The organism is Streptomyces sp. NPDC024017 (assembly GCF_040638895.1).
Lineage (GTDB): Bacteria > Actinomycetota > Actinomycetes > Streptomycetales > Streptomycetaceae > Streptomyces.
Genome location: NZ_JBEZYZ010000012.1, coordinates 45225 through 58521, shown reverse-complemented (window position 1 = coordinate 58521; position 13297 = coordinate 45225). Strand labels below are relative to the sequence as shown.

At 71.0% G+C, this 13297-nt stretch carries 10 protein-coding genes; 6 read left to right on the top strand and 4 right to left on the bottom strand.

Annotation, left to right across the window (positions count from 1 at the left end; translation table 11 throughout):
* Positions 1–33: 33 nt before the first annotated feature.
* The 4 genes from AB0G20_RS29540 to AB0G20_RS29525 form a co-directional block, all read right to left on the bottom strand.
* Positions 34–942 (bottom strand): carbohydrate kinase, encoded by a 909-nt coding sequence (locus AB0G20_RS29540; protein WP_361307564.1) that lies wholly within the window; start codon positions 940–942, stop codon positions 34–36.
* Complete coding sequence (locus AB0G20_RS29535; protein WP_361307562.1) at positions 939–1982, bottom strand: LacI family DNA-binding transcriptional regulator; 1044 nt, start codon at positions 1980–1982, stop codon at positions 939–941. Before AB0G20_RS29535 ends, AB0G20_RS29540 begins: the two co-directional genes overlap by 4 nt.
* A gap of 186 nt (positions 1983–2168) precedes the next feature.
* Entirely contained in the window at positions 2169–3116 is a 948-nt protein-coding gene (locus AB0G20_RS29530) for a hypothetical protein (RefSeq protein ID WP_361307560.1), read from the bottom strand.
* A 273-nt stretch (positions 3117–3389) separates the two neighbouring features.
* A complete protein-coding gene (locus AB0G20_RS29525; protein WP_200839649.1) occupies positions 3390–3542 on the bottom strand; it encodes a hypothetical protein in 153 nt (50 codons plus the stop codon).
* A gap of 264 nt (positions 3543–3806) precedes the next feature.
* Here AB0G20_RS29525 and uvrC point away from each other — a divergent pair, with 264 nt between their 5' ends.
* The 6 genes from uvrC to gap all read left to right on the top strand — a co-directional run bounded on the left by uvrC (position 3807) and on the right by gap (position 13232).
* Positions 3807–5882, top strand: a complete 2076-nt coding sequence (gene uvrC, locus AB0G20_RS29520) for an excinuclease ABC subunit UvrC (RefSeq protein WP_361307558.1) — start codon at positions 3807–3809, stop codon at positions 5880–5882.
* Positions 5879–6838, top strand: a complete 960-nt coding sequence (gene rapZ / locus AB0G20_RS29515) for an RNase adapter RapZ (RefSeq protein WP_361307556.1) — start codon at positions 5879–5881, stop codon at positions 6836–6838. Before uvrC ends, rapZ begins: the two co-directional genes overlap by 4 nt.
* Positions 6835–7911, top strand: a complete 1077-nt coding sequence (yvcK, locus tag AB0G20_RS29510) for a uridine diphosphate-N-acetylglucosamine-binding protein YvcK (protein WP_361307554.1) — start codon at positions 6835–6837, stop codon at positions 7909–7911. Before rapZ ends, yvcK begins: the two co-directional genes overlap by 4 nt.
* Positions 7902–8891 carry a DNA-binding protein WhiA gene (gene whiA, locus AB0G20_RS29505; protein ID WP_361307552.1) on the top strand — a complete coding sequence of 330 codons (990 nt, stop codon included), beginning with the start codon at positions 7902–7904 and terminating at the stop codon, positions 8889–8891. Before yvcK ends, whiA begins: the two co-directional genes overlap by 10 nt.
* A gap of 151 nt (positions 8892–9042) precedes the next feature.
* Complete coding sequence (locus AB0G20_RS29500; RefSeq protein ID WP_361307550.1) at positions 9043–11997, top strand: M14 family zinc carboxypeptidase; 2955 nt, start codon at positions 9043–9045, stop codon at positions 11995–11997.
* Between the two features lie 227 nt (positions 11998–12224).
* Positions 12225–13232: a type I glyceraldehyde-3-phosphate dehydrogenase gene (gap, locus tag AB0G20_RS29495; protein ID WP_361307548.1), complete on the top strand. Its 1008-nt coding sequence runs from the start codon at positions 12225–12227 to the stop codon at positions 13230–13232.
* Positions 13233–13297 lie beyond the last annotated feature (65 nt).

Below are 13297 nucleotides of genomic sequence, written 5' to 3'. Positions count from 1 at the left end.
AGCGCCCTCGGCCCGCCACCGGCCGCCGGCCGGTCAGCCCTTCAGTTCGTGCGCGTACGGCGGTTCCGCCCCGGCCCGTGAGCAGGTGACCGCCGCCGCGCGGGCAGCGAAGCCCAGCAGTTCCGTCCAGCCGCCGGGGCCAAGTCCGGCAAGCGCCCGGGCGCTGAGGGCATCGCGTTCGGCGAGCCCGTGCAGCAGGGCCGCGTTGACCGTGTCGCCCGCGCCGATCGTGTCCACGACCGCCACCCGTTCGCCCGGCACCGCATACTCGCCGCCGTCGGCGGTGAAGGCGGTCAGCCCGTCGCCGCCCCGAGTGATCACGACCGCCGCCGGACCGGCCGCCAGCCACTCCCGGGGCGTGCCGCCCAGCCACTCGGCGTCCTCCGCGGACAGCTTCAGCAGCGACACCGACGGCAGCCAGCTCTTGAACCGTGCCCGGTAGGCGTCCGCGTCCGGGATCAGCCCGGCCCTGATGTTCGGGTCCAGCGCGGTGAACACACCCTGCGCGTCCGCCCGGCGCATCAGCTCCTCGTACGCGCTTGCCCCCGGCTCCAGCACCAGCGAGCAGGTGCCGAAGGACACGGCCCGGGTGCCCGGCGGCAGCGCCGAGGGCGCTGCGAACAGCCGGTCCGCCGTCCCGTCGACGTAGAAGGAATACGCCGCCGAGCCGTCCGCGCCGACCGTGGCGACGGCCAGGGTCGTCGGCTCGGTGCCCCGCTGCACCGACGACACGTCGACCCCGGTCTCGCGCAACCGGTCCAGCAGGGCCTCTCCGAAGGCGTCGGACGACACCCGCGAGCAGAAGGCCGCGGGGGAACCGAGGCGGCCCAGCGCCACGGCCGTGTTGAACGGACCGCCGCCGAGCGCGGGCTGCAGCGCCGCCAGGGCACCCGTGCCCCGCGGTACCAGGTCGATCAGTGCCTCACCGGCGACGACGATCACGACAGGGTTCCTTCCTCGGACGAACTGGGGCAGCCGCACGACGTGCGGTGGACGAAGGCGCAGGGCAGACGCACGGTCCGGGCGGGCCGGTCCGGCTCGGCGAGCCGCTCCAGGAGCACGCGGACGGCCCGCGCGCCGATGTCCTTGCCGGGCTGGGCGATCGCGGTGAGCCGGGGCGAGAACAGATCCGCCCAGGCGAAGTCGTCGAAGCAGCACAGCGCGATGTCGCCCGGCACGGACAGGCCGCGCGCGCTCAGGGCACGCAGCACCCCGATGGTCATGGCGTTGTTGCCGGTGACCAGCGCGGTGGGCGGCACGCCCAGGGACAGCAAGGCCTCGGTGGCCTGCTCGGCGCCGGCCGACTCCGAGTCGCCGTGCACCAGCAGCCGCCCGTCGTACGCCAGCCCCGCGAACGCGAGACCGCTGCGGTAGCCGGTGATCCGCTCACTCGTGGTGCTGAGCCCCGGCCGCCCCGCCACCAGCCCGATCCGCCGGTGACCGAGCCCGGCGAGATGGGTGACCAGCCGGGACGTCGGTTCGGCGTTGTCGGCGCACACCTGGTCGAAGCGCGGACCGCCGTCCTTCCCGGGGGCGTCCACCAGCCGGTCGAGGAACACGGCCGGTACGTCGTGCCGCCCCAGGTAGGCGAGCAGCCCGCGCGGTTCGGCGGAGGGCGCGACGATCATGCCGTCGACCCGGCGCTCGTGCAGCAGCTGCACGACCTTGCGCTCGTGCTCGGGGTCGTCGTGCGGATCGGCGATGAGCAGGCTGTAGCCGGCCTCCAGCGCGGCGGTCTCGACGCCCTGGACGATCTCCGTGAAGTACGGGTTGCTGATCGCCGACACCGCCAGCCCGATGGACCGGGTACGGGCCGTCACCAGGGAACGGGCCAGCGTGTTCGTGGTGTAGCCGAGCTCCTCCACGGCATCAAGGACCGCCTGGCGGGTGTGCGGCAGCACCGGCCGGGTGTCGTTCAGCACATGCGAGACGGTCGCAACGGAGACACCGGCGCTCCGCGCGACGTCGGCCATGGTCGCCATACCGCTCCCGCCTCCTCAGTCAGGTCCCAGGCGGGGAACGTATCGCATCCGACGGCGGACGTAAACGTTTGCGCAAGCGTTTACGTCAGGCAGCGGACAACGGACAGCGGGCCAGGCCGGCGGACGACGGGCAGCGGGCAGTGGCCGGCAGCCGCAGCCTCGACTGCGGCCGCTGCCTTCAGCTGTCTACTCCCAGTCCCAGCCGATCCCCAGGAAACCCGCCCGCACCCGCGGCTCGACCAGGTGCACCGACCGGTGCCGGCCGCTCAGAGCCAGGTCCTGGCACCCGCTGCGCGGCGCCGCAGCCGAGTGCTGCGCGAAGCGGTGGCAGCGCACCGGCAGGGCCGCAGCGTCGAAGCACACCTGGAGGACGTACTGGCCGCCGGGGGAGTCGAAGCCGCGGACGTACTCGCGTGCCACGCCCGCCGTGCCGTCCTCGACGCCGTAGCGGAACAGGAAGGTGTCCCCGGCCCGCAGTCGGGTGTCGAAGAGCAGCTCGGCAGCGAGCAATCCCGTGTCGCGGTGCCAACGGACGCGTCCGATACGGCAGTTCTCCAGGGCGTGCACCCTCATGCGCTCCGGCGTGGCTCCCCGGTCCCCGTGGTGGACGGCCACGAAGCGGTCGATGCCGTCCCGGTGGGCGCGCACGATGTGGTGCGACTCGCGCTCGGCCAGCTCGCGCCGCGCCCCGATCCGGAGCCGTTCGTGATGGCCGAGCGTGTGCAGGCCCCCGTCCGGCGGACAGCCGAGTTCGGCCAGCAACTGGTCCAGGACCCCGGAGGCCTCGACGAGGGAGCGGTAGGAGCGGGCGGCGGACCGCAGCCCGGACGGGCTCTCTCCGGACTCGGCGAGCAGCCGGATCAGCGACTCCTCTGGAAGCTCCAGGATCTCCTCCAGCGCGCGCACGGCCCGTAGCGACTCGGGGCGCTGCGGACGCCGGGCCCCCTGCTGCCAGTAACTCAGGCTCGTGACGCCGACCTTCACACCGTGGCGGGACAGATGGTGCTGCACGCGCTGCAGGGGCAGTCCGCGGGCGGCGATCGCGGCCCGCAGGGCGACGTGGAAGGGGCCGCCTCGCAGGGCCGAGTCCAGTTCCGCGGTGGCGACGTCCGCTTGCTGTGGGGCGTGCGGCATGCAGGGGCCTCTCTGTGAGTCGGCGACGGCTGGTCAGACCGTCGGCGCGGGCCGCCCGGGGCCGTCCCCCCGGCGCGGGGGAGGTCTTCACATCCGTACGCCGTCGTTCAGGGCCCCGAGTTCCCCCGCATTGAAGCGTGTTGACCTGGTCCCGACAACACTTGATGCCGGACAGTGACGTACGCGCTCCCGGCCGGCTCCGTCCGGACATGCGAACGCCCGGGGCGTGCGCCCCGGGCGTTCGCAGTGGACGTGTGCGGTGGACGTCTGCTTCTAGGAGCGGTCGCTTCCGCCCTGTTCCCTGAGAGCCAGGCGCTTGGCCCGCGCGATGTCGGGATCGCGCGGGTCCAGGGCGTCGCGCAGCGCCAACGGCTCGTCCGTGTACCTGCGGGCACGGACCGCCCGCCGGGTTTTCTCGATCCGCATCTGCCTCATGTGCGCAGCCCTCCGACCCGTGGCCCGCCCGCTCCGCACCGGGAACGACGGTCCGCACCGACAACCTGTGCCTGCACCGCGGGACGGGCGCCGTCCGCCGGACGTCGCCGTGTCCCGTGGGTGAGCCACATTCCCGCTCCCGGGGGGCCGTAACCCCGGGGCGGGACATGCCGTTGGAAACTGCCTCCCGGCCGGGGTCGTGATCGTGTCCCGCGGCGCGCCGGAGTGTCGGTGCTCGCCAGTAGGGTGTGAGACATGGCCGACCCCTCCAGCTACCGCCCCAAACCGGGTGAGATCCCCGACTCGCCGGGGGTCTACAGGTTCCGTGACGAGCACCGCCGGGTGATCTACGTCGGAAAGGCGAAAAGCCTGCGCCAGCGCCTGGCGAACTACTTCCAGGACCTGGCGGGCCTGCACCCGCGCACCCGCTCCATGGTCACCACGGCGGCGTCCGTGGAGTGGACGGTGGTGTCCACGGAGGTCGAGGCGCTCCAGCTGGAGTACTCGTGGATCAAGGAGTACGACCCCCGGTTCAACGTCAAGTACCGCGACGACAAGAGCTACCCGTACCTCGCGGTGACGATGAACGAGGAGTACCCGCGCGTGCAGGTGATGCGCGGTCACAAGAAGAAGGGTGTCCGCTACTTCGGGCCGTACGCGCACGCGTGGGCGATCCGCGACACCGTCGACCTGCTGCTGCGCGTGTTCCCCGTACGCACCTGCTCGGCGGGCGTGTTCAAGAACGCCGCCCGCACCGGCCGCCCCTGCCTCCTCGGCTACATCGGCAAGTGCTCGGCCCCCTGCGTGGACCGCGTCTCCGCCGAGGAGCACCGCGAACTGGCCGACGAGTTCTGCGACTTCATGACCGGCCGGACGAACACCTACATCCGCCGGCTGGAGAAGCAGATGGCGGAAGCGGCCGACGACATGGAGTACGAGCGGGCGGCCCGGCTGCGCGACGACATCGGCGCCCTGAAGAAGGCCATGGAGAAGAACGCGGTCGTGCTCGCCGACGCGACCGACGCCGACCTGATCGCGGTCGCCGAGGACGAGCTGGAGGCGGCCGTCCAGATCTTCCACGTACGGGGCGGACGCGTGCGCGGCCAGCGCGGCTGGGTCACCGACAAGGTGGAGGAGATCACCACCGGCGCCCTCGTCGAGCACGCCCTGCAGCAGCTGTACGGGGAGGAGACGGGCGACGCCGTCCCCAAGGAGGTCCTGGTCCCGGCCCTGCCCGACCCCGTCGAGCCGGTCCAGGAGTGGCTCGCCGGGCGGCGCGGCTCCGGTGTCTCCCTGCGCATCCCGCAGCGCGGCGACAAGAAGGCCCTCATGGAGACCGTCGAGCGCAACGCCCAGCAGGCGCTCGTGCTGCACAAGACCAAGCGCGCCTCCGACCTGACCACGCGCTCGCGCGCCCTGGAGGAGATCGCCGACGCCCTCGGCCTGGACAGCGCCCCGCTCAGGGTCGAGTGCTACGACATCTCCCACCTCCAGGGTGACGACGTCGTGGCCTCCATGGTCGTCTTCGAGGACGGACTCGCCCGCAAGAGCGAGTACCGCCGCTTCCAGATCAAGGGCTTCGCCGGACAGGACGACGTCCGCTCCATGCACGAGGTGATCACCCGCCGCTTCCGTCGCTATCTCGCCGAGAAGGAGAAGACGGGGGAGTGGACCGACGGCGAGAACGCCGAGACCCCTGAGATCGACAGGAACGGCGAGATCGTCGGGACGGGCCTCACCGAGGACGACGGCCGCCCCAAGAAGTTCGCCTACCCGCCCCAGCTCGTGGTCGTCGACGGCGGAGCCCCGCAGGTCGCGGCCGCCCGGCGCGCCCTGGACGAGCTGGGCATCGACGACATCGCCGTGTGCGGCCTGGCCAAGCGCCTGGAGGAGGTCTGGCTGCCCGGCGACGACGACCCGGTGGTCCTGCCCCGCACCAGCGAGGGCCTGTACCTGCTCCAGCGCGTCCGTGACGAGGCCCACAGGTTCGCGATCACCTACCAGCGCGCGAAGCGGTCCAAGCGCTTCCGCTCCAGCCCCCTGGACGACGTCCCCGGCCTCGGGGACACGCGCAAGCAGGCACTTCTGAAGCACTTCGGTTCGTTGAAGAAACTGCGAGCCGCCACCATCGACCAGATCTGCGAGGTGCCGGGCATAGGCCGCAAGACGGCCGAGACGATCGCCGTGGCTCTCGCCCGCTCGGCCCCGGCCGCACCCGCCGTCAACACGGCGACTGGAGAGATCATTGAGGAGGAACCCGGCACGATGGGTTCCAGTGGGGAACCCGTGACGATGGGCGCCCCGGACGAACGACGGGGGCAGGAGACATGAATGTGAACGAGCACGACGGGCAACACGAGCAAGCCGGAGACGGAGCACAGGTGAGTACGGGCACGCCCAACGAGAAGGCCCCGGTCCCGGACGCGGCCATCCCAGAGCTGGTGATCATCTCCGGCATGTCCGGAGCCGGGCGCTCCACGGCAGCGAAGTGCCTGGAGGACCTCGGCTGGTTCGTCGTCGACAACCTGCCGCCGGCGCTGATCCCCACCATGGTGGAGCTCGGCGCCCGCTCCCAGGGCAACGTGGCGAGGATCGCCGTCGTCGTCGACGTCCGCGGCCGCCGCTTCTTCGACAACCTCCGCGAGTCCCTCGCCGACCTGGAGGCGAAGAACGTCACGCGGCGGATCGTCTTCCTGGAGTCCTCCGACGATGCCCTGGTCCGCCGCTTCGAGTCGGTGCGCCGCCCGCACCCCCTCCAGGGCGACGGCCGCATCGTCGACGGCATCGCCGCCGAACGCGAGCTGCTGCGCGAGCTGCGCGGCGACGCCGACCTGGTGATCGACACCTCCAGCCTGAACGTGCACGAGCTGCGCGCCAAGATGGACGCCCAGTTCGCCGGCGAGGAGGAGCCGGAGCTGCGGGCCACGGTGATGTCGTTCGGCTACAAGTACGGCCTGCCGGTCGACGCCGACCTCGTCGTCGACTGCCGCTTCCTGCCGAACCCGCACTGGGTCCCGGAGCTGCGCCCGTTCACGGGCCTCAACGACGAGGTCTCCGGGTACGTCTTCAACCAGCCCGGCGCCAAGGAGTTCCTCGACCGCTACACGGAGCTCCTCCAGCTCGTCGCCACCGGCTACCGCCGTGAGGGCAAGCGCTATGTGACCATCGCCGTGGGCTGCACGGGCGGCAAGCACCGCTCGGTCGCCATGTCGGAGAAGCTCGCCGCCCGGCTCGCCGCCGAGAGCGTGGAGACGGTGGTCGTACACCGGGACATGGGACGCGAATGACACGACGTACACCGCGGCTGAGCCGGCTGCGCCGGGTGGTGCCCGAGGGCAACGGCGGAAAGGGCGGCCGGCCCGCCGAGGCCCGGGGCGGCAGGCCGCGCCGCCGGGGCACCCAGCCCAAGGTCGTCGCCCTCGGCGGCGGCATGGGCCTGTCCGCCTCGCTCGCCGCGCTGCGCCGGATCACCGGCGACCTCACCGCCGTCGTCACCGTCGCCGACGACGGCGGCTCCAGCGGGCGCCTGCGCGACGAGCTGGGCGTGCTGCCGCCCGGCGATCTGCGCAAGGCGCTGGCCGCGCTGTGCGGCGACGACGACTGGGGCCAGACCTGGGCCCGCGTCATCCAGCACCGCTTCCAGTCCCAGGGCGACCTGCACGAGCACGCGGTCGGCAATCTGCTGATCGTCGCCCTGTGGGAGCAGCTCGGCGACCATGTCCAGGCCCTCGACCTGGTCGGACGGCTGCTGGGCGCCCAGGGGCGCGTGCTGCCGATGTCCGCCGTGCCGCTGGAGCTCCAGGCCCTGGTCAAGGGTCACGACCCGGAGCGCCCGGAGGAGGTCGACACGGTCCGCGGTCAGGCGACCGTGGCCCTCACCCCGGGCGAGGTGCAGTCCGTGCACCTCGTGCCGAACGACCCGCCGGCCGTGCCCGAGGCGGTCGAGGCCGTCCTGGACGCGGACTGGGTGGTGCTCGGCCCCGGCTCCTGGTTCTCCTCGGTCATCCCGCACCTGCTCGTGCCCGAGCTGCTGGACGCGCTCACCCAGACGAAGGCCCGCCGGGTACTCTCCCTGAACCTCGCGCCGCAGCCCGGAGAAACCGAGGGCTTCTCCCCGCAGCGTCATTTGGAGGTTTTGGGACGACACGCCCCTAAACTCGCCCTGGACGTGGTGCTGGCCGACGAGGCCGCCGTGCCCGACCGTGACTCCCTGACCGATGCCGCCAAGCGGTTCGGAGCCGCGGTCGAGCTGGCGCCGGTGGCCCGGCCCGACGGCACCCCGAGGCACGACCCGGAGCTGTTGGCCGCCGCGTACGACCGTATTTTTCGGATGCATGGAAGGATCGGCCCATGGCGATGACGGCAGCGGTGAAGGATGAGATCTCCCGGCTCCCCGTCACCCGGACCTGCTGCAGAAAGGCGGAGGTCTCCGCCATTCTGCGGTTCGCCGGCGGCCTTCACCTGGTGAGCGGTCGGATCGTGATCGAGGCGGAGCTGGACACGGCGATGGCGGCCCGCCGTCTCAAGCGGGACATTCTGGAGATCTTCGGCCACAGCTCCGAGCTGATCGTGATGGCTCCGGGCGGGCTGCGCCGAGGCTCGCGTTACGTGGTGCGCGTCGTGGCGGGCGGCGATCAGCTCGCTCGCCAGACCGGCCTGGTCGACGGGCGGGGCCGCCCGATCCGCGGCCTGCCCCCGCAGGTGGTCTCGGGGGCCACCTGCGACGCCGAGGCCGCCTGGCGTGGCGCGTTCCTGGCGCACGGCTCGCTCACCGAGCCCGGCCGCTCCTCCTCCCTGGAGGTGACCTGCCCGGGCCCCGAGGCGGCGCTCGCCCTGGTCGGCGCCGCCCGGCGCCTCCAGATCCCCGCGAAGGCCCGCGAGGTGCGCGGCGTGGACCGGGTCGTCGTCCGGGACGGTGACGCCATCGGCGCCCTGTTGACCCGCCTCGGCGCGCACGAGTCGGTGCTGGCCTGGGAGGAGCGACGGATGCGCCGCGAGGTGCGCGCCACGGCCAACCGGCTCGCCAACTTCGACGACGCCAACCTGCGCCGCTCCGCCCGTGCGGCCGTCGCCGCCGGTGCTCGGGTGCAGCGCGCCCTGGAGATCCTCGCCGACGACGTGCCCGAGCACCTCGCCGCCGCCGGCCGGCTGCGGATGGAGCACAAGCAGGCCTCCCTGGAGGAGCTGGGCGCGCTCGCCGACCCGCCGCTGACCAAGGACGCGGTCGCCGGCCGGATCCGCCGCCTGCTGGCCATGGCCGACAAGCGCGCCTCCGACCTCGGCATTCCGGGCACGGAGGCCAACCTCAGCGAGGACCTGGCCGACAATCTCGTGGGATGATCCCACACGACGTCAAGAAGCCGGTGCCGTCGCCCACTTGGGTGACCGGCACCGGCTTTTGCGTGTCGCTGAGGCACCCTTGACTCGATCATGGTCTGTCATGAGCCTGGCATCTGTTCGCTGCTGTGGCGGACCCACGCTAGGGGGGTTCATGAGACGAAGAGCGAGATCGATCCTCGCTGTCGGCGCGCTCCTGATCGGCGGAGCGAGCTTCGCACCCATTGCCCAGGCAGAACCGGGTGGTTCGACCCCGTCCGACCCGGACGAAGTCAAGGTCTTCCGCACCGATGTCACCCAGAAGCAGGTACCCCTGCTGCTGGCGGCCGGCCAGGACGGCCACGAACTGAGTGAGCGGGTGCCCGAGAAGGGCACCGCGACCGTCGAGGTCTACCTGACGGACCAGCAGGCGAAGAAGCTGGAGAAGCAGGGCCTCGACCTCACCGAGCACGAGCTCTCCACCCGGGCCGAGGCCCGCGTCGAGGAAGCCGCCGAGGGCGTGTTCCGCCCGTACAGCGGCAAGGGCGGCCTGCGGGAGGAACTCCTGCGCACCGCACAGGAGAACCCGGACCTCACCAAGGTCGTCTCCATCGGCAAGACCATCAAGGGCCAGGACATCCTCGCGCTGAAGCTCACCAAGGGCGCGAAGAAGACGAAGGACGGCTCCAAGCCCTCCGTCCTCTACATGTCCAACCAGCACGCGCGCGAGTGGATCACGCCGGAGATGACCCGGCGCCTGATGCACCATTACCTGGACAACTACAAGAAGGACCGGCGCGTCAAGAAGCTCGTCGACTCCACCGAACTGTGGTTCCTGCTGTCGGCCAACCCCGACGGCTACGACTTCACTTTCGCGGACCCCGCCAACCGGCAGTGGCGCAAGAACCTGCGGGACGTCAACGGCGACGGCACCATCACCACCGGTGACGGCGTCGACCTCAACCGCAACTTCGCCTACAAGTGGGGCTACGACGACGAGGGTTCGTCCCCCAACCCCACCAGCCAGACCTACCGCGGCGCGGGCCCGAACTCCGAACCGGAGACCCAGGCCCTGGACGCCTTCCAGAAGCGGATCGGCTTCACCTACGGCATCAACTACCACTCCGCCGCCGAACTCATCCTCTACGGAGTCGGCTGGCAGGTGGCCACGCACACCCCGGACGACGTCCTGTACGAGGCGCTCGCCGGTACGCCCGACAACTCCGCGATCCCCGGCTACCACCCGCAGCTCTCCTCCGAGCTGTACACCACCAACGGCGAGGCGGACGGCCACGCGGCGAACGTCAACGGGCTGGCGATGTTCACCCCCGAGATGTCGACCTGCCAGACCGTCTCCGACCTCGACCCGAACGACGCGTGGAAGGCGGCCGACTGCCAGTCGGTCTTCACCTTCCCGGACGACGAGAAGCTGATCCAGCAGGAGTTCGCCAAGAACGTCCCGTTCGCGCTCTCCGTCGCCGAGTCCGCCGCCCACCCCGACCGGCCGTCCTCGTCGGTCGGCCTGAGCGCCGCCGACTTCACCCCGGCCGCGTTCACCACCTCGTACTCCCGCGGCGCCGACCAGGAGGTCTCCGTCGTCGTACGCAAGTCGGTGCGCGACAAGGAACTCAAGTACCGCGTCAACGGCGGCCGCACCGAGGACATGGCGCTCAAGCCCTGGAAGGGCGGCGAGCCCTACGGCGGTGAGGACAACCTCTACTTCGACGAGTACCGGGCGAAGGTCAAGGACGGCGAGCCGGGCGACAAGGTCGAGGTGTGGTTCACCGGCGAGGCGAAGAACGGCAAGAAGGTCTCCAGCGAGCGCTTCACCTACACCGTCGCCGAGCGGCCCCGGGCGAACACCCTCGTCGTCGCCGAGGAGGGTGCGGCCGCCACGCAGGCGCAGACGTACGTGGACGCGCTCAAGGCGAGCGGCCGCAAGGCGATCGTCTGGGACGTGACCAAGCAGGGCGCGCCGGACGCGCTGGGCGTGCTGAGCCACTTCGACACCGTCGTCCACTACACGGGCGCGAGCGTCCCGGGTGTCGCCACCCAGCTCCAGCTGCGGGCCTTCCTCAACGAGGGCGGCCGGCTCATCGAGGCCGGTGAGCAGGCAGGCGGCAACGTCGACCTCGGCGGCGGCACGCTGTCGAACGACTTCGGCCAGTACTACCTGGGCGCCTACACCCGCACCGCCACCCCCGGGGCCACCGGCTTCACCGGCTCCGGCGAGCTGGGCGGCATCACGAGCCCGCTGGGCGCCGCCCCCGGCAACCCGCTGGACAAGGCCGGCACCTACAGCGTCACCTCCGACGAACTGGGGACCGACGAGTTCCCGCAGTTCGCGAGCAAGGGGGCCGGACAGTTCGCCGGCACGGTCAACCCGTACGGGCCGTTCGCGGGCTCCTCGATGGCCGCCGCCGTCCACACCGACGACGCCTACAAGCGCCTCACCCGCACCGTGGACCTCACCGGCATCACCGCCTCCGAGAAGCCCACCCTGCGCACCCAGCTGCTGTGGGACACGGAGGCCGGCTACGACCACGCCGTCGTCGAGGCCCACACCACGGGCGCCGACGACTGGACCACCCTCCCTGAGCTCGGCGGCGCCACCAGGACCGCCGTGCCGACGGAGTGCCAGGGCGGATTCTACGTCAACGAGCACCCGTGGCTGAAGCACTACCTGACCGTGGCGGCCGACGGCTGCACCGCGACCGGCACCACCGGCACGTGGAACAGCCTCACGGGCGCCTCCGGCGGCTGGCAGCAGGTGAACTTCGACCTGAGCGCCTACGCGGGCAAGACGGTCGAGGTCTCGATCAGCTACGTCACCGATCCCGGCAGCGGCGGGCACGGCGTCCTCGCCGACGACGCCTCGCTCGTCGTCGGCGGCACGCCGAAGGAGACCGAGGGCTTCGAGACCTCGCTCGGCGCCTGGAAGGTCGCCGGACCGCCCGAGGGCAGCCCGGCCGTCCTGAAGGACTGGGCACGCACCGGCGCCCTGTTCCAGACGTACGGCGCGGTCACCACGGACGACACCGTGCTGCTGGGCTTCGGCCTGGAGCACGTCACCGCAGCGGCCGACCGGGCGGCGCTGATGAGGAAGGCGCTCGCTTCCCTGGACGGGTGACATCCCTGGTCAACAGGGAACCCGCCCCGTAGCGAAATCGAGTGATCTTGCACTCGGCGGTGGGCGGTCCGTACCCCTACTGACGGGTACGGACCGCCCTGCCGTGTATGAGGCATCTGGATGTCACCACCGCGGCTTCAGAGAGGTAGGGTCGTAGGCGGTCGGGGACATCCCAAACAGAGCTCGCCGGCACCGCATGGCCGGCGTACCAACGAGGAGATCGGTTCGTGACGATCCGCGTAGGCATCAACGGCTTCGGTCGTATCGGTCGCAACTACTTCCGCGCGCTGCTGGAGCAGGGTGCAGACATCGAGATCGTGGCTGTCAACGACCTGGGTGACACCGCGACCACCGCGCACCTGCTGAAGTACGACACCATCCTGGGCCGCCTCAAGCAGGAGGTCACGCACACCGCCGACACGATCACTGTCGACGGCAGGACCATCAAGGTTCTCGCCGAGCGCAACCCCGCCGACATCCCGTGGGGCGAGCTGGGCGTCGACATCGTCATCGAGTCGACCGGCATCTTCACCAAGAAGGCCGACGCCGAGAAGCACATCGCCGGTGGCGCGAAGAAGGTCCTCATCTCGGCTCCGGCCAAGGACGAGGACGTCACCATCGTGATGGGCGTCAACCAGGACAAGTACGACCCGGCGAACCACCACGTCATCTCCAACGCCTCCTGCACCACCAACTGTGTGGCGCCGATGGCGAAGGTCCTCGACGAGAACTTCGGCATCGTCAAGGGCCTGATGACGACGGTGCACGCGTACACCAACGACCAGCGCATCCTGGACTTCCCGCACAAGGACCTGCGTCGCGCGCGTGCCGCCGCCGAGAACATCATTCCGACCACCACGGGTGCCGCCAAGGCCACCGCGCTGGTCCTGCCGCAGCTCAAGGGCAAGCTGGACGGCATCGCGATGCGCGTCCCGGTCCCGACCGGCTCGGTCACCGACCTGGTGCTGGAGCTCGGGCGCGAGGTCACCAAGGAAGAGGTCAACGCCGCCTTCCAGAAGGCCGCGGAGGGCGAGCTGAAGGGCATCCTCGAGTACACCGAGGACCCGATCGTCTCCTCCGACATCGTGAACGCCCCGGCGTCCTGCACCTTCGACTCCTCCCTGACCATGGTCCAGGAGGGCAAGAGCGTGAAGGTCATCGGCTGGTACGACAACGAGTGGGGCTACTCCAACCGCCTCGTGGACCTTACGGTCTTCGTCGGCAACCAGCTCTGATCAACCGAGCAGGCACGTCCATGTGAGAGCAGGGCTCGGGCGGCGCGAGGACGCGCCGTCCGAGC